At 57.2% G+C, this 16,255-nt stretch carries 13 protein-coding genes; 4 read left to right on the top strand and 9 right to left on the bottom strand.

What is annotated here, in order from left to right:
- Positions 1 to 113 precede the first annotated feature (113 nt).
- Positions 114 to 401, top strand: a complete 288-nt coding sequence (locus AC2FIO_RS21980) for an HU family DNA-binding protein (protein WP_039533371.1) — start codon at positions 114 to 116, stop codon at positions 399 to 401.
- Positions 402 to 500: 99 nt separating this feature from the next.
- Here the strand turns inward: AC2FIO_RS21980 and AC2FIO_RS21975 are convergent, their stop codons facing one another.
- Together AC2FIO_RS21975 and AC2FIO_RS21970 are read right to left on the bottom strand one after the other, a co-directional pair.
- The gene (locus AC2FIO_RS21975) at positions 501 to 2,396 is read right to left on the bottom strand and encodes an amidohydrolase (protein WP_496699974.1); all 1,896 of its coding nucleotides are present in this window, start codon (positions 2,394 to 2,396) and stop codon (positions 501 to 503) included.
- 182 nt (positions 2,397 to 2,578) lie between these two features.
- Positions 2,579 to 3,787, bottom strand: a complete 1,209-nt coding sequence (locus AC2FIO_RS21970) for a BCCT family transporter (RefSeq protein ID WP_496699973.1) — start codon at positions 3,785 to 3,787, stop codon at positions 2,579 to 2,581.
- A 169-nt stretch (positions 3,788 to 3,956) separates the two neighbouring features.
- Between AC2FIO_RS21970 and AC2FIO_RS21965 the strand changes: the two genes are divergently transcribed.
- Entirely contained in the window at positions 3,957 to 4,844 is an 888-nt protein-coding gene (locus tag AC2FIO_RS21965) for a DMT family transporter (RefSeq protein WP_496699972.1), read from the top strand.
- On the opposite strand, the gene AC2FIO_RS21960 is transcribed toward AC2FIO_RS21965, so the two are convergent.
- Positions 4,820 to 5,341, bottom strand: a complete 522-nt coding sequence (locus tag AC2FIO_RS21960; protein WP_496699971.1) for a glutathione peroxidase — start codon at positions 5,339 to 5,341, stop codon at positions 4,820 to 4,822. The genes AC2FIO_RS21965 and AC2FIO_RS21960 overlap by 25 nt on opposite strands.
- Positions 5,342 to 5,486: 145 nt before the next feature.
- Between AC2FIO_RS21960 and msrB the strand changes: the two genes are divergently transcribed.
- Both msrB and msrA read left to right on the top strand, forming a co-directional pair.
- Positions 5,487 to 5,936: a peptide-methionine (R)-S-oxide reductase MsrB gene (gene msrB / locus AC2FIO_RS21955; RefSeq protein ID WP_496699970.1), complete on the top strand. Its 450-nt coding sequence runs from the start codon at positions 5,487 to 5,489 to the stop codon at positions 5,934 to 5,936.
- Positions 5,933 to 6,442 carry a peptide-methionine (S)-S-oxide reductase MsrA gene (gene msrA / locus AC2FIO_RS21950; RefSeq protein ID WP_496699969.1) on the top strand — a complete coding sequence of 170 codons (510 nt, stop codon included), beginning with the start codon at positions 5,933 to 5,935 and terminating at the stop codon, positions 6,440 to 6,442. Before msrB ends, msrA begins: the two co-directional genes overlap by 4 nt.
- A gap of 26 nt (positions 6,443 to 6,468) precedes the next feature.
- On the opposite strand, the gene AC2FIO_RS21945 is transcribed toward msrA, so the two are convergent.
- The 6 genes from AC2FIO_RS21945 to AC2FIO_RS21920 all read right to left on the bottom strand — a co-directional run bounded on the left by AC2FIO_RS21945 (position 6,469) and on the right by AC2FIO_RS21920 (position 16,246).
- On the bottom strand, positions 6,469 to 8,472 hold the full coding sequence (locus AC2FIO_RS21945; protein WP_496699968.1) for a hydantoinase/oxoprolinase family protein: 2,004 nt from the start codon (positions 8,470 to 8,472) through the stop codon (positions 6,469 to 6,471).
- A 72-nt stretch (positions 8,473 to 8,544) separates the two neighbouring features.
- Positions 8,545 to 9,582 (bottom strand): tRNA epoxyqueuosine(34) reductase QueG, encoded by a 1,038-nt coding sequence (gene queG, locus AC2FIO_RS21940; protein WP_496699967.1) that lies wholly within the window; start codon positions 9,580 to 9,582, stop codon positions 8,545 to 8,547.
- Positions 9,583 to 9,662: 80 nt separating this feature from the next.
- Positions 9,663 to 10,328 (bottom strand): FtsZ-binding protein FzlA, encoded by a 666-nt coding sequence (fzlA, locus tag AC2FIO_RS21935; RefSeq protein WP_058275204.1) that lies wholly within the window; start codon positions 10,326 to 10,328, stop codon positions 9,663 to 9,665.
- A 58-nt stretch (positions 10,329 to 10,386) separates the two neighbouring features.
- Positions 10,387 to 11,121 carry a monofunctional biosynthetic peptidoglycan transglycosylase gene (gene mtgA / locus AC2FIO_RS21930; RefSeq protein WP_496699966.1) on the bottom strand — a complete coding sequence of 245 codons (735 nt, stop codon included), beginning with the start codon at positions 11,119 to 11,121 and terminating at the stop codon, positions 10,387 to 10,389.
- A gap of 161 nt (positions 11,122 to 11,282) precedes the next feature.
- Positions 11,283 to 15,815 (bottom strand): glutamate synthase large subunit, encoded by a 4,533-nt coding sequence (gene gltB, locus AC2FIO_RS21925; RefSeq protein WP_496699965.1) that lies wholly within the window; start codon positions 15,813 to 15,815, stop codon positions 11,283 to 11,285.
- Complete coding sequence (locus AC2FIO_RS21920; RefSeq protein ID WP_496699964.1) at positions 15,812 to 16,246, bottom strand: GFA family protein; 435 nt, start codon at positions 16,244 to 16,246, stop codon at positions 15,812 to 15,814. Before AC2FIO_RS21920 ends, gltB begins: the two co-directional genes overlap by 4 nt.
- Positions 16,247 to 16,255 lie beyond the last annotated feature (9 nt).

Genomic DNA, 16,255 nt, shown 5'->3' with positions numbered 1-16,255 from the left:
TTCCCCATATTTTTAGGGTTTTCAACGCTACTATTCGTTGTGTTCGACCACAATATCCCGTTACAGTTACGCGGTGAGGCCCTATGTATCGGGCACGTTAAGGAGACCAAGAAATGGCAAAGCCTATGACAAAGACTCAGCTGGTGGCTGCTCTCGCTGAGGAAATGGGAACCGACAAGAAAGCTGCAAACGCAGCGTTGGAGGCCATGACCGGCCTGATCACCCGCGAAGTTTCAGCCGGCGGCGCAGTGACCCTGCCTGGCGTTGGCAAAATCTACTGCCGCGAGCGCCCCGAGCGCATGGTGCGCAACCCCGCCACCGGCGAGCAGTTCAAGAAAGAAGCGGACAAAGTGGTCAAAATGACCATTGCGAAAGCTCTGAAGGACAGCGTGAACGGCTGACCTCAGCTTTCACTGCAAACGATTGAGGGCCGCCGCTTGGGGGCCCTTTTTCTTTGCCTGATCTCAATTGACTTAATCAGAGCACCAGTATGCCCACTTTCACAGATGGGTATGAACAACCTTGAGCGCATGGTTCAGCATTGCTCGGTTGACCTCTTCATCAGCTAGAGAATTCGGAGCCAGCGTCGGCGTAAGTGAGGCTTTTTGCGTTCGCTCACCAACCGGAAGAACACGCCCCTCCATAACGGTTCCCCAAACATTAATGTCGCGGATCATCGCCGGGTCCACACTGAGGGGATTTTCATCCAGTATAGTCAGGTTAGCCCTTTTGCCTGGTTCGATACTTCCGATCTCATCACTCAGCCTAAGGGCATAAGCCGCCTCGATTGTGACTCCGCGAAGCGCCATTTCAGCGGGCACCCTCTGATCCGCGCCAGCGATGCGGCCGGACGTGGTTTCTCGATTTACAGCACACCACATCAGAAACAGCGGGTCCGCAGGTGCCATCGGCATGTCGGAATGCAGCGACCATGGAATTCCGGTGAGTGATAAGTCGCCTAAGCGAACCATCGAATCCGCTCGTTCCGAGCCGAGACCAACTTTTGAGTACTGATCCGCCAGCGCGGTAACGTAATATGGATTCCCGCTGACGATGGCTCCCAGCGCTCTGATCCGTTCGACTTGATCCGAAGCGCTGACTGCAAAATGCACTAATACGGTTCGGTGATCATATCTTGGGTTCCGGCGTAGATTCGATTCGAGCGTATCAAGAACCCGATCAAGCCCGGCATCACCATTGACGTGAATATGAATCTGATAGCCCGCGTCCCAGTAAATGCGGAACGCACGTTCAAACAAATCGCGGTCCATCATCCATTCACCGTCATGGCCATCAAGATAAGGATCACGTACCTGCATCAGCAGCGAATAAATTGCGCCATCTGCAAAAAGCTTTGCCTGCTTTGGCGCTAGACTTGTCATGCCACCATACCAAGAAGCCAGCTTTTCGGTTTCAGCAATGACTTGCGCATCATCCGAGTAGGTCGCGACCATCGACTTTGCATCCACGATAAATGACCAGCGAAATGGCATGTCCGGGTTCGAGAAGACTTCGTTAACGCCGTCCTGAACCGGCTTAGACAGAATCCCGCCCGGCTCATTGCCGAAGGTAATGCCTTTGGCGTGCATATAGTCGCGCGTGATTTCCAGACCGGATCGCAGGCGTTCGGGGGTTGCGACCATATTCGCGATGTTAGGCAAAACTGCGAACAGGCCCTGTTCCCAAAACCGCGCCTCTTCAAAACTGCTTTGCTCTTTTGCTGACGGGCTGAAAGTTTCAAACTTGTCCCGGGTGACACCGCCACGTTCCATTGCCGCCGAGTTCAGTACCATCTCGTGACATGAGCGCGCCCAAACAAGAATAGGACGTGTTTCGCTGATTGCATCGAGGTCAGAACGCGTCAACGGGCCGTAAAATGCCGGATGATACCCCCAGCTAAGCAAAGGTTCGTCTGGATCCGACTTTTCAGATTCCGCTTTGGCAAGACGCTCCATGAATTCTTGTTTGTCCGTGACACGCGGCACTGTTCCGCTCGGCAAAACCCAATCCTCAATTGCGAGGATTTCTGACGACATTGTTAGGGAAGCAAGCACCGGATGGTCATGTTGTGCAATAAACCCAGGAACGATCACGTTATCAGCGAACGTCGTATCGATTTCGTAAGGTTGGTCGCCTAAGACGCGCTGTACATCTTCCAGTGTTCCCGCCCAAAGAATTCTGTCACCGACAATGGCAACCGCTTCGGCCGTCGGGCGCGCATCATCCAGCGTGATGATTTCTCGCGCAGTGTAGATCGTTGCCTGAGGCAGCGAGACGATCGATCCGCCGATATCTTGTAATGATCCGGTTTCCGCCAAAACATGCTGCAAGGGTGTCAAAGTTGCAGCAGAAGCAATTCCAGCACCCACGAATCTCCGGCGGCCGATATCTTTCATAGTGAAGTTCCTTCAGACAGTACGGTTGGAATGGAATTCGGATTCAAAAAATGAACTACTTCCATTACATTATCTGAATTTCATTTATTGTCTCGCTCTGACACGAAAAAACCCCACAGAACATTCTGCGGGGTTTGATTTTTAGCGGCGCATCCGCCGCCTGTCGAAATTCAGGTTTTGGCTTAGTGAACAGTCTCAACCTTATGGAAGTCCAGATCACGATCTTCCGGCATTGAATCGATGCTCAGCACCTCTTTGCGCTTGGTGATCAGAATATAGACCACGCAGGCCAAGTACAGACCGACGACCACGGCTCCGATCCACTGGATCTGCAGCCACTGGCTCTGGAACAGCAGGGTGAGGACAAACAACAAAGCGACGTTGCCTGCGACGTAGATCGCCTTGCCGAACCGCTCGACAGTCAGGTTCAGGTTGTCGGTATAGAGGCGGATCAGGGAGTCCAGCGAGTTGATCACAAAGGTCACGCCCACGATCACCATCGCGATGTTGGTGATGCCCGCAGTGCTGATGCCGTTCAGGTGATAGTAATAGAGAACGGTGAACCAGATCGCCAACGGGATCGACGGGAAGATCAGCAGCGCCGCCAGCAATTGCCAGGTTTTCAGCCCACCAACAAAGCGCGAGGTGAACTGGCCAATCATGATCGACCACGCAAACCACCAGAACAGGTAGAAGGCGTGATAATCAGTCAACGGCAACACAAACTTGTGCAGATTGGCGAAATAGGCACCGATATTGCTGCCGGTTTCAACAATTCCGGTCATGCCCATCCCCGCGGCAATCCACATTCCGAGGATCAGCGTGAGGAACAGGATAGTCGAACCTACAGAAAGGATACGGACGTATTTCAGGTCGGTTGACGAATAAGCCGCCGCCAAAATGACAACAAATACGATGACATAGAAAGTGGTGACCACGGATTCGCCATCTCCGACCTCGGGCAGATAGCCGGGCAGGTAGATCAGGAACAGGCTGGCGGTGAAGGCACAGGTGCCAATGATGACCACGTTGTTTATCAGCTTGACCAGCGGGATCTCAAAGAACTTCACTCGGGGTTCGATGACGCAGAAATAGAACGCTGTCAGGAAGTAGAAGGCCCAGATTAGGAAACCCCAGAAGCCGAACTCGATGGCCAGCGGGTTTGCGAAGGCATAGGCTGGTTCCTCGGCATAGCCGCCAAACTCGGTCAGCGGGAACATGATCAGGCCGACATCCAGACCGGATGTGAACAAGATCGCAATGAAGGTGAACAGATGCACTGGCGTGACGCCCACACAACGCAGGTTCCACCATTTCACAACGAAGAAAGCGACCAGGCCCAATGCCAGTAGGACGCCGAAAGACAGAATATACTCCAAAAGCACCAACATTCCTCCCTTGGTTAGTCAGAGTGCGGATCGTATAGCTTTAATTGACTGGTCAATCAACAAAACTGCCAATGCTGAATGCAACTGGCGAAACCTGTGGTTTTTTTGACGCGCGGTGCTTGCACGTTTCAGATATTTCCGAAACAGTCGCGGCGTTTGGGAAAGGGTCACCATGGATCTGCGCGCCATTGCCATGGGGCTGGCATTTGCCTTTATCTGGTCGTCAGCCTTTACCTCGGCGCGGATCATCGTTGCCGATGCCTCGCCCCTTTTCTCACTGGCGCTGCGATTTTTGATATCGGGGTTGTTGGGGGTCGCAATTGCACGGGCGATGGGCCAAAGCTGGAGACTGACGCGCGCGCAATGGTACGCGACCATCCTGTTCGGAATATGCCAAAATGCCCTTTATTTGGGTCTGAATTTCTACGCGATGCAAACCGTACAGGCGTCGGTCGCGGCGATCATTGCCTCGACAATGCCACTGATCGTGGCATTAGCCAGCTGGACACTGTTTCACGAGAAGCTTCGGCCGCTGGGCGTGATCGGACTGCTGGCCGGTTTCGCTGGCGTGGCATTGATCATGAGCAGCCGGATAGGCGCGGGCGCAGACCTGTTTGGCGTCATGCTGTGCGGGCTGGGTGCGCTGGCGCTCAGCTTTGCAACTCTGGCTGTGCGCGGGGCAACATCTGGCGGCAATTTTATGATGGTGGTTGGGCTACAGATGCTGGTGGGTGCGGCACTTCTGTTCCTCGCCGCACCCATTTTTGAGACGATCTACATTCACCCAAACGTACCGTGGATGCTGGCATTTGCTTATACGACCCTGTTCCCTGGCTTGTTGGCGACACTGATCTGGTTCCATTTGTTGAACAGGATCGGCGCGATCCGGGCCGCGACTTTTCACTTTCTGAACCCGGTGTTTGGTGTGGCCGTCGCCGCAGTTTTCCTGGGCGAAAAACTTGGGCCCATGGATGCAGTAGGTGTCGGTGTCACAACGCTGGGTATTCTTGCGGTGCAGTTGTCCCGGCAAACCGATCAGCGGAGCAAGGCCTCAACCTGACGCAACAGTTTCGGTGAATCCGGCTTGACGTTCGACCCATAGGTCGCAATCACTTCACCCGCTGGATCTATCAGGATCTTGTTGAAATTCCACTTGGGTACGAATCCCGTCTGCTGAGCAACCGCACGGTAGAACGGATGGGCCGCAACGCCCTTTACCGACGTGATGTCGGTCATGGGCAAGGTCAAGCCATAGTTCATCTCGCAGAACTGTTTGACCTCTGCCGCCGTGCCTAATTCCTGATTGAACGAATCCGAGGGGACGGCCAAAACCACGAGACCTCGATCAGCATAAATGTCATGGATCTTTTGCAAGCCAGCGTATTGCCCTGTGAACCCGCAATGGGATGCCGTGTTCACAACCAATACCGGCTTGCCTCGCCAATCCTCAAGGGACAAAGTGCCACCGTCGATCGAGACAAATTCACCGGTCAAAGGTGCTGCTTGAACCACGCGGGCAACCAGCAATAGGACGGATAACAGAAGCAGTCTGAACATGGCGTCACCTCCTTTATTGTGAATTACGTACGCGTCTGGCATTCGGATCACCTGCACGAGAACGCGAGCCGATTGAAATATGATTTTGATTTCCGCGCCAGTATGCCCAAATAAAGGCCCAAGTCACATCAACACCGGAGAAGCCATGACCCGCTACACCAAAGACCCCGAGGCCATTGCCGCTCTCTCACCCGAAGAATACCACGTCACCCAGCGCAGCGGTACAGAACGCCCCGGCACCGGAAAACTGCTGAATAACAAGGACCCGGGTATCTACGTCGATATCGTCTCGGGCGAACCGCTGTTTGCCTCGGCCCACAAATACGAATCCGGGTGCGGTTGGCCCAGCTTTACCAAACCCATCGTGCACGAGCATGTCGAAGAAATCGAAGATCGCACGCTTGGCATGATCCGGACCGAGGTCCGCTCGAAACATGGGGATAGTCATCTGGGTCATGTGTTTCCCGACGGTCCGCGCGAACACGGCGGGCTGCGTTACTGCATCAACTCTGCCTCCTTGCGGTTCATTCATCGCGATGAAATGGAGGCCGAAGGGTATGGCGAATACCTGATCCATGTGGAGGACATCCAATGAACACTGAACGCGCTGTTCTTGCCGGAGGTTGCTTTTGGGGCATGCAGGACCTGATCCGCAAACTGCCCGGCGTTTCCAGCACCCGCGTCGGCTATACCGGCGGCGACGTGCCAAACGCCACCTATCGCAACCACGGCACCCATGCCGAAGGGATCGAAATCATTTTCGACCCCTCGCGGATCACCTATCGTGACCTGCTCGAGTTCTTCTTTCAGATCCACGACCCGACAACTGTGAACCGTCAGGGCAACGACCGTGGAATGAGCTATCGCTCGGCCATTTACTATGTAAATTCTGCGCAAAAACAGATGGCCGAAGACACGATTGCCGACGTGAATGCCAGCGGTATTTGGCCGGGCAAAGTCGTCACAGAGGTCGAACCCGTAGGCGATTTCTGGGAAGCCGAACCTGAACATCAGGATTACCTTGAACGTATCCCCAACGGCTATACCTGCCACTTCCCACGCCCCGATTGGGTTCTGCCCAAACGCGACGCAGCTGAGTAACCGGTTGGCCCCCTTCCTAGCGGGGGCTAACCAGACGCCATCCTAGGGCGCCCGCTGGCTTCGACCGTGATCATCGCTTCGACAAACACGTCCTGCGCTTCGATGCGCGCAGTGCGGATGTCGCGATCGACAACCACCCGGATATCTGCTGCTCCGGCCTGTCGCACTGCACCCTCGGCCTGATCCGTCAGAACCGTTTCCAGCAACGCCAAGGCCTTGTCGGATTCTGTGAAGTCCTGGGGCCCTTCTTCCAGGTGAACCCGGTAGCGGCCTTCTGACGGAGACGTCACCGTTCCCGATCGGCGCAGAGTAAGTCGTCCAACAACCGCCCCGATCGCGTTGGCCACGCCTGCGTGTTCCGGCAGGATCATAGTGCAATGCAAACGATCCCCGACAGCCGGATAATAGCTTGGAGCCGAAGCGCCAAGACCTACCACATCCACGTTCAGCGATGCGTCCAGTGCCAGCAAACCGCGATGCCGCGCCAGCCCCTTCTGCATCAGGACATGCCGAGCAAGGTCGGCGGGTGAGAGGCAAAAACTCTCGGATTCTTCTGCGAAAGCGGTCTCTAACAAGGTCAAAGATGTCTGTTCGGTCAGTTGATCCACAATCATCTGCGCCAACTGTTCCGGGGTGGCGGCCAATCTATCGCCAGTCCCCACCCGCTTGCGCGCAACCAGCTCCAACGCCTTGTGGGCTGCGTCCGCATCCCAGGTATCCAATCGGCCCAAAACATGGCTGGCATCCGATGGCGTCACACCCGAAACCTGAACGACACCGCGATCCACCAGACGCGACAAAGCTCCGTTTTCCATACGGGTGCGCAGCAGGTCGCTTAGGGGCATGACGTTCTCGCCCAGCCTCTCCAACAGCGACTCTTCGCGCGCACCCAACCCGTCGGCGTTGATGCCGGGAACACGGCGGGCGAACCGCGTGTCATGCTCACCCACAGTCGTCGCCCTTAGTTGGGTATCCAGAACGGCGTGAACGACCTCAGGTGCCTCTGCGGCAATCAGGGAAACCGGCAGCACCCGTCGCGGCCCCAAAAACACACCGCCACCCAGCCCTTCGGTGACCACATGCACCTGGCTGTCTCCACCCAATCCGTGGGTGCGCATGGCAACCGCCTCAACCATCGTACGAAACCCGCCGACTTGCGCGCCCGCTGGGTCAATCGCCGGTTTGCCGTCCCGGATCAGCGCGACATCGGTGGTCGTACCGCCAATATCTGACACCAGCGCGTTTTGAACCCCAGTCAGCCAGCTTGCACCGACGATCGAGGCCGCAGGACCACTAAGGATGGTTTCAATCGGCCGCTCCCGCGCCTGTTCTGCGCTCATCAGCGCGCCGTCACCACGCACAACCATCATCGGGGCCGTGATCCCCAGATCAACCAACCGATCCTGCGCCCGCCCGATCAGACGGTCGATCATGCCGATCAAACGCGCGTTCAAAACCGCCGTGACCGCGCGTTTCGGACCGTTCAGCTTGGCCGACAACTGATGAGAGCACGTTACCGGAGCCCCGGTTTTCTCGGCAATGACACGCGCGGCATGCAATTCATGCGCCGGGTTCCGCGTTGCGAACTGCGCGGCAACCGCAAACCCAGAAACATCTTTGTGCGACGCCAAAAATGCTTCCAACGCATCGACATCCAATGGAGCAGCCTCACCCCCGGCGTGGCTATGCCCACCGCCAATCACCAGCGCTGGATCACCCTTCAGCGCGTCCCGCAGCCCATGCTTCTCAAGGTCTGCTTCCTTGAACCCGATGTAAATCAGCGCGACTCGACCACCCTGCCCTTCGACCAAGGCATTCGTTGCCAACGTCGTCGACAAAGACGCCATTGAGATCTGGTCCGGCGAAACCTGCGCCTGATCCAACACGGCCGAGATCGCCCTGCCGACGCCAATTGCAAGATCGGCGCGTGTGGTCAGGGATTTGGCCGAGGCGATCACCTCTTTCTCGTCCCGGATCAGCACCGCATCCGTATAGGTTCCACCCGTATCCACCCCCAAAGCCAACGCCATCGGGATCTCCTTCCTGTTCGCTGTTCACGGGTGTAGCGGTTTGGACCGACACGTCCAGCCTGTTTGCGTCACTTACGATAATCGTTTCACCGCCCAGCGCGCGGCGTCCGCCACCGTTGGGTCAGGATCATCGGCAAGCGACTGCGCGACGGGCATCAAATCCGACTGTTCCGAATTGCCAATCGCATAAAGCACATTGCGCACAAACCGATCCCGCCCGATCCGCTTGATCGGCGAGCCCGAGAACTTGGCCCGAAACGCCGCATCATCCAACACAGCAAGCTCGGCCAACGGCGGTGCTTTCAGATCATCACGTGCGGCATACCGCACATCGCTCGCTGCGATGGCGAATTTGTTCCACGGGCACGCTGCCAAACAATCGTCGCATCCATAAATCCGGTTTCCCAGCTTTTGGCGCAGCTCTTCGTCGACCGGCCCTTTATGTTCGATCGTCAGATATGAAATGCATCGCCGCGCATCCAACTGATACGGCGCGGGAAACGCATCCGTCGGACAGGCGCTCAAACAAGCTCGACAATTACCGCAATGGTCAGATTCAGCCATGTCTGCAGGCAGGTCCAACGTCGTAAAAACAGAGCCTAAAAAGGCCCAATTTCCCCAGTCGCGGCTTACGAGATTGGTGTGTTTTCCCTGCCAGCCCAGCCCTGCCGCATAGCCCAAAGCCTTCTCCGGAACAGGCGCGGTATCAACAAAGACCTTTACCTCTCCACCCGCTTCCGCAATCAGCCAGCGCGCCAACCGCTTCAGCCGCTTCTTGACCAGATCGTGGTAATCCTTGTTCTGCGCATAAACAGAAATCGCTGCCTTGTCCGGATGCTGCAGCACTTCGGTCGGATCATGGTCAGGCGTATAGCTCTCGGCCAGCATGATGACCGACCGCGCCTCGGGCCACAATGCGGCCGGATCGCCGCGCCAATGGGTCCGCTCGGCCATCCACCCCATCTGCCCGTGATACCCGGCATCCAAAAACGCCTGCAAGCGCGACGGAACTTCAGGCACGTCCCAAGGTCGGCAAATACGACAGGATACAAACCCCTCGCTCAGCGCCTGCGCCACAACCTTTTCTTTTAGACCTGATCCGCTCTTCATCTGGCTACAAGTACCCTCGGGGGTGAATTGGCCCACACCCGGCCAAGAGCGGGCAGTCAGCCCGCTACACCCTTACCCTATCAGAAATCCAGATCAGCGTAATGCGGTGGCGGTCGGAACCCAGGAACCTGATCTGCCAATATAGACCGGAACGCAGGTCGTGACTTGATCTTGGCATACCAATCCTTGACCGCCTGAGAACGGTTCCAATCTACGTCCGAGATGTAATCCAGCGCAGACAGATGCGCAGCAGCTGCAAAATCGGCCAGTGTCATCTGATCCCCCGCCAGCCAGCGCCGGTGATCTAGCAGCCAAGCCATGTAGTCCAGATGATACTTGATCGCCTTTGCACCCGCCTTGACGTTTTTACTGTCGGGATAGCCCTCGCCGGTCACCTTCTTGTTCACCCGTTCATACAGCAGTCTCGATGTCACTTCGTGATGGAACTTGTCATCAAACCACCCCACCAGACGCCGTACCTCGTACCGCGCTTCAGGTTTTTTGGGCATCAGCGGAGGTTCAGGGCGGGTTTCTTCGATATACTCACAAATGGCGGCGCTCTCCGCCATGACCTGCCCATCAAGACGCAATACCGGTACTTTTCCGGCAGGGTTGCGGCGCAGGAAATCCGGGTCTTGTTCCCAGTATCGTTCCTCGACCAGCTCAACCTCGATCTTCTTTTCCGCAAGCGACAGGCGCACCTTGCGGCAATACGGGGACAGGGGAACATGAAACAGACGCGCCATAATCTTCCAATCGAACCAGTGAATACCCCTCAGCTTTAGCCTTGAGAGGCATAGGGTTTCAATCCTCGAAACAATCCGCGCGACCATCTGCGCGGATGGTGGCCGCCCCATCCAGTATGGATGCTGCCCGTCTGCGGGTCCGAACCGATGGGTCTGTGACGGATCTGTTTCGAGGCGAAGGCAGGATCGCCGCCAGCCGTGCCGCCTGTACTGGGGACATCTTGGCCGCACTTGTTCCGTAATACCGCTGTGCCGCGGCCTCGACCCCGAATACCCCCTGTCCGGTCTCGGCAACGTTCAGATAGACCTCCAGAATCCGCTGTTTGCTCCAGAAGATTTCGACGACGGGCGTAATCGACGTTTCAAACGCTTTGCGCACCCAACTGCGCCCCTGCCACAGGAACACGTTCTTCACGACCTGCTGTGTAATGGTCGAGGCCCCTCGACTGCCGCCATCTTCCAGCGCATCGCGGATTGCTTCAACGTCAAAGCCCCAATGCAGGCAGAAATTAGCATCTTCGGCGGCGACAGCAGATCTGCCCATAACCGGGGCAATTTCCTCTATCGGCACCCAATCACGCTCAACCTTTCCCAATCGTCGCCATTCTGACCAGATCGTATGAGTCACCGGCGGATTGACCACCGAGTACAGCAGGACCAACCCAACGATGAAGGCCACGACACCCAAAGCGGCGCGTGTGACCCAACGACGAATCCGCGGGATCAGTGGCCTTTTTGACTTTGACGCCTTGCTTTTCTTTTTGCTCGACTTGCGCGCTGCTGTTCTTGCCATTTTGTTGCTATACGACGCTGTGGCCGGGTTTGGAACGGTTTATCTTGCCTGATCTGAGCGTTGCGCGGGTATGCAATCTTAAGCAAGGCCGGTCCGTAAATTGAAAACCCCGCGTGTCCTTGGTGACACGCGGGGTTCTGATTTAGTCTAACTATTTCCGCTTACTCGGCGGGAACAGCAGTTGCCTCGGTTGTCAGAGGATGGCTGAGCTTGTTCAGCATCTCTTTCGGGCAAACCTGAAGGAAGTTGGCCTTTTCGACCTCCCAATGTTGCAGAATGTCGGCGGCCTTGCGGCTGTTGGTTTCAGCCTGATGTGTTTCGATCAGCGATTTCAACTGATCTTCCCAATGGTCGACGGCCACCGGACAGGTCACCAGCGTTTCCATGTTCATCAGCTGCTCGGCCTTTCCTTCGGGGTCGTACAGATAAGCCATACCGCCCGTCATGCCTGCGCCAAAGTTGGCACCGATGCCGCCCAGGATCACCGCGATACCACCGGTCATGTATTCACAGCCGTTCGAGCCACAGCCCTCGATCACCACAGTGGCGCCCGAGTTCCGAACCGCGAACCGCTCACCCGCGCGGCCAGCCGCAAACAGGTGTCCATCGGTTGCGCCGTAAAGAACGGTGTTGCCGATAATGGTGTTCTCGTCCGCTTTCAGGGGGCTAACCTGCGGCGGACGCACGACGATTGTGCCCCCGGACAGGCCTTTACCGACATAGTCGTTGGCATCACCCGACACCTCGAGCTTTAGACCCGGGGCCGCGAAGGCCCCCAGCGACTGACCGGCCGAGCCCTGCAGTTTCACGTGCAAGTGGTCCGGCTGGAACGTGTTCCGCATCCCGAAATTCTGCACGATATGGCTGGACACTCGCGTGCCCACGGTCCGATGCGTGTTCTGAACCGCATAGGACAGCTGCATTTTCTCACCGTCTTTCAGGAACCGTGCAGCATCGCGCACAATCTCCGCATCAAGCGTATCGGGCACTGCATTGCGATCTCTGTCGCGGTTGTAGACGATGTTATGGGCACCATCGACGGTGATCAGCAGCGGGTTGAGGTCCAGATCATCCAGATGCGCTGAACCGCGGCTGACCTGCGCCAGCAGATCTGCCCGTCCGATGATATCGTCAATCGATCGTGCGCCGAGGCTGGCCAGCAACTCGCGCACTTCCTGTGCGTAGAAGGTGATCAGGTTGACGACCTTATCGGCATTACCGGTGAACTTTGCCCGCAGGGATTCGTCCTGAGTACACACACCGACCGGGCAGGTGTTCGACTGGCACTGACGCACCATGATACAGCCCATCGCGATCAGCGCCGCGGTGCCAATACCGTATTCCTCGGCTCCCATCATCGCGGCCATGACGATGTCACGACCGGTGCGCAAGCCACCATCGGTTCGCAGGGTCACGCGGTCGCGCAGGTTGTTCATCGCCAGAACCTGATGTGCCTCGGTCAGGCCCATCTCCCACGGCAGACCGGCGTATTTGATGCTGGTCGCGGGGGACGCACCGGTGCCGCCATTGTGCCCCGAGATCAGGATCACGTCCGCTTTGGCCTTGGCCACACCGGCGGCAATCGTGCCAACGCCCGAGGACGCCACCAGTTTTACCGTCACTTTGCAGCGCGGGTTGATCTGTTTCAGGTCATAGATCAGCTGCGCCAGATCCTCGATCGAGTAGATATCGTGGTGCGGTGGTGGCGAGATCAGGGTCACGCCCTTGGTCGAATGACGAAGACGTGCAATCAGGTCGGTGACCTTCATGCCCGGCAGCTGACCGCCTTCACCGGGTTTTGCACCCTGGGCGACCTTGATCTCAAGCTCTTCACACTGGTTTAGGTATTCGGCAGTCACACCGAACCGGCCCGAGGCCACCTGTTTGATCTTGGCCGACGGGTTGTCGCCATTGGGCTCCGGCACGAAATGCGCCGGGTCTTCGCCACCCTCGCCGGAGTCGGATTTCGCACCGATCCGGTTCATCGCAACGTTCAGCGTCTTATGCGCCTCGGGCGACAGCGCGCCCAGCGACATGCCTGGCGTGACAAAGCGTTTACGGATCGAAGTGATCGATTCCACTTCTTCAATCGGGATTGGTTTGCCCAGCGGTTTGAAATCCATCAGGTCACGCAGATGGATCGGCGGGTTCGACTGCATTTTGGCCGAGTACTGCTTCCACAGCTCATAGGACGCCCGGTTACAGGCCATCTGCATCATATGCATCGAGGTCGCTTCCCACGCGTGGGTCTCACCCGATTTCCGCGCCTTGTAGAACCCACCGATGGGCAGCACGTCCAGACCATTGACCCATGCCTTGGCGTGGATTTCCTCGGCCTTGGTCTGAATACCGGTAACCCCGATGCCGGAAATCCGGCTGGTCATTCCAGGGAAGTATTCGGCCACCATCGCACGGCTCAGGCCAACGGCCTCAAAGTTCAGACCGCCGCGATAGGACGAGATTACCGAGATTCCCATCTTGGCCATGATCTTCAACAGGCCCTGATCGATCGCTTCGCGGAAGCGGGCGACATTTTCGGTCAGGCTCCCGTCCAAAAGGCCGCGATCAATACGGTCAGCCAGCGAATCCTCGGCCAGATAGGCGTTCACCACTGTCGCACCACAACCGATCAGAACGGCAAAGTAATGCGGGTCGACACATTCCGCCGAGCGTACGTTCAACGAACAGAACGTCCGCAGGCCCTGACGGGTCAGGTGCGAGTGCACCGCACTTGTGGCAAGGATCATGGGCATCGCCACACGACCTTCGCCCGAGTTCATGTCGGACAGAACCAGATGCCCAGCGCCAGATCGGACGGCCTCTTCTGCTTCGGCTCTAACACGGGCTAATGCGTCGCTTAGTGCGCCTTGGCCGGGCTCAAAGCTACAATCGATCTCGGCCAGCGGTGCATCAAAGCTTTCAACCAGCTTGTCCCATTGCGCGTTGCCGACAAAGGGGCTTTCCAGAACCACAATCTCGGTCTGGCTGCTGTCTTCATCCAGCACGTTCTTGAGGTTCGCAAATCGCGTTTTCAACGACATCACGCGGTATTCGCGCAAAGAGTCGATCGGCGGGTTGGTCACCTGGCTAAAATTCTGCCTGAAGAAATGGCTGAGCGGGCGGTATTGCTTGGACAGAACCGCCGAGGGCGTATCGTCACCCATCGAGGCCAGCGCCTCTTTGCCGTCCTCCGCCATCGGGGCGAGAATCTGTTCCAATTCTTCTACCGAATACCCCGCTGCAATCTGGCGCTTGCGCAGTTCTTCACCCGAAAAAATCGGGGTTTCGGTCACGCCTGCCAGCGTGGCATCCAGATCGTGAATCTTGCCGACCCATTCGCCAAACGGCAGCGCACGGGCCAGTTTGTTCTTGATCTGTGTATCGCGGAACAGCTTGCCCTTCTTCATATCGACGGCCAGCATCTGACCCGGGCCAAGCGCGCCTTTTTCGGTCACAGTGGCCTCATCAATCGGCACCATCCCGGCCTCGGACCCTGCAATGACCAGACCATCGCCAGTTACGACATAGCGCATCGGGCGCAGCCCGTTCCGGTCCAGTCCCGCACAGACCCAACGACCATCCGTCATCGCCAGTGCGGCAGGGCCGTCCCACGGCTCCATCACCGAGTTGCAGTAGGAATACATGTCGCGCCACGCCTGCGGCAGCTCGACCGCCTGTTTGGACCAGCTTTCCGGCACCAGCATAGTTTTCGCCATTGGAGCCGAACGACCCGCACGCACAAGAACCTCGAATACCGAGTCCAGAGCCGCCGAATCCGACGAACCACCCGCGATGATCGGCTTGATGTCCTCGGCATAATCACCAAAGGTCCCGCTGGCCATGCGGATCTCATGGCTTTTCATCCAGTTGATGTTGCCCTTCAGCGTGTTGATCTCGCCGTTATGGGCCAGCATGCGGAAAGGCTGTGCCAGCCACCACTGCGGGAACGTATTGGTCGAATATCGCTGGTGGTAGATGGCAAAGGCACTTTCAAAGCGCTCGTCCATCAAATCGGGGTAGAACACCGCGACCTGCTCGGCCAGCATCATGCCCTTATAGATGATCGACCGGCAGCTGAGCGAGGCCAGATACAGATCAGAAATCCCGGCAGCCAGTGCCGCCTTTTCGATGCGGCGACGGATCACATAAAGCTCACGCTCAAACGTGTCTTCATCCACACCTTTTGAGTTCGAGATCAGGATCTGCTCGATCTCAGGGCGGGTGGCGTTGGCTTTTTCACCCAAGCAGGTCACATCGACCGGCACATGACGCCAGCCATATATGTAATAGCCCATGCGCAGGACTTCGGTTTCCACGATGGTCCGGCACTGTTCCTGCGCACCGAAATCGGTGCGTGGCAAAAAGACCTGGCCAACCGCAATCAGTTGATCCAGTCGCGGCTCATGCCCGGTGCGGCGGATCTGGTCATAGAAGAACGGAACCGGGATCTGCACGTGGATACCCGCGCCGTCACCGGTCTTGCCGTCTGCGTCCACCGCGCCGCGGTGCCAGATTGCCTTGAGCGCATCGATCCCGGCATCCACCACCTTACGCGACGCTTTGCCGTCAATCGAAACCACAAGACCTACGCCGCATGAAGAATGCTCTTCATCCTCGGAATAGAGACCATTTTCGGCCATCCATTTGCGCTTGGCTTCTACTGCCCGCACCCAATCGGCATCATATTTGGTCATTGGCTGTCTCCTTCTTCCGGCGGTGCATACATGGCTTCGACCTCGGCTTTGGTCATCTGCCGGCGCTCTCCTGCGAACGCGTAGCCCTCGGGCTTTTTATCTATGTAAAGTTCAAGTTTCAGCAGGTTGCCGGTGTCGTCAAAAAGACCGGCAGCCATTTGCGTTTGTCCGTGCATCTCGCCCGGCAAAGTGATCCGATACCACAGCGCCGAACCACAGTCCGAGCAAAACGCCCGCTCGGCCCATTCCGACGAGGTGTAGGTCTTGACCGGTCCTAAGGCGGCATAGCCGGGCTCGGCCGCGAAGGTTACCAGCATCGAACTGGTCCAGCGACGGCATTGATCACAATGGCAGGCACCCAGCGAATCCCGCGCCGGGGTTGCGGTCACCGTGACCGCGCCGCACATGCATTGACCTTGCAATTCGGGCATCAGACCCTC

Source organism: Ruegeria sp. CDSB086, from assembly GCF_059611065.1.
The sequence above is the reverse complement of the archived record's forward strand: the minus strand, read 5'-3'. Positions and strand labels throughout refer to the sequence as shown.

Excerpts from the sequence above, each read along its gene's own strand:
- AC2FIO_RS21965 (WP_496699972.1), top strand. The coding sequence starts at position 3,957 with ATGGATCTGCGCGCCATTGCCATGGGGCTGGCATTTGCCTTTATCTGG.
- mtgA (WP_496699966.1), bottom strand. The coding sequence starts at position 11,121 with ATGGCAAGAACAGCAGCGCGCAAGTCGAGCAAAAAGAAAAGCAAGGCG.
- AC2FIO_RS21970 (WP_496699973.1), bottom strand. The coding sequence starts at position 3,787 with ATGTTGGTGCTTTTGGAGTATATTCTGTCTTTCGGCGTCCTACTGGCA.
- msrB (WP_496699970.1), top strand. The coding sequence starts at position 5,487 with ATGACCCGCTACACCAAAGACCCCGAGGCCATTGCCGCTCTCTCACCC.
- AC2FIO_RS21980 (WP_039533371.1), top strand. The coding sequence starts at position 114 with ATGGCAAAGCCTATGACAAAGACTCAGCTGGTGGCTGCTCTCGCTGAG.
- fzlA (WP_058275204.1), bottom strand. The coding sequence starts at position 10,328 with ATGGCGCGTCTGTTTCATGTTCCCCTGTCCCCGTATTGCCGCAAGGTG.
- AC2FIO_RS21945 (WP_496699968.1), bottom strand. The coding sequence starts at position 8,472 with ATGGCGTTGGCTTTGGGGGTGGATACGGGTGGAACCTATACGGATGCG.
- queG (WP_496699967.1), bottom strand. The coding sequence starts at position 9,582 with ATGAAGAGCGGATCAGGTCTAAAAGAAAAGGTTGTGGCGCAGGCGCTG.
- gltB (WP_496699965.1), bottom strand. The coding sequence starts at position 15,815 with ATGACCAAATATGATGCCGATTGGGTGCGGGCAGTAGAAGCCAAGCGC.
- AC2FIO_RS21960 (WP_496699971.1), bottom strand. The coding sequence starts at position 5,341 with ATGTTCAGACTGCTTCTGTTATCCGTCCTATTGCTGGTTGCCCGCGTG.
- AC2FIO_RS21975 (WP_496699974.1), bottom strand. The coding sequence starts at position 2,396 with ATGAAAGATATCGGCCGCCGGAGATTCGTGGGTGCTGGAATTGCTTCT.
- AC2FIO_RS21920 (WP_496699964.1), bottom strand. The coding sequence starts at position 16,246 with ATGCCCGAATTGCAAGGTCAATGCATGTGCGGCGCGGTCACGGTGACC.
- msrA (WP_496699969.1), top strand. The coding sequence starts at position 5,933 with ATGAACACTGAACGCGCTGTTCTTGCCGGAGGTTGCTTTTGGGGCATG.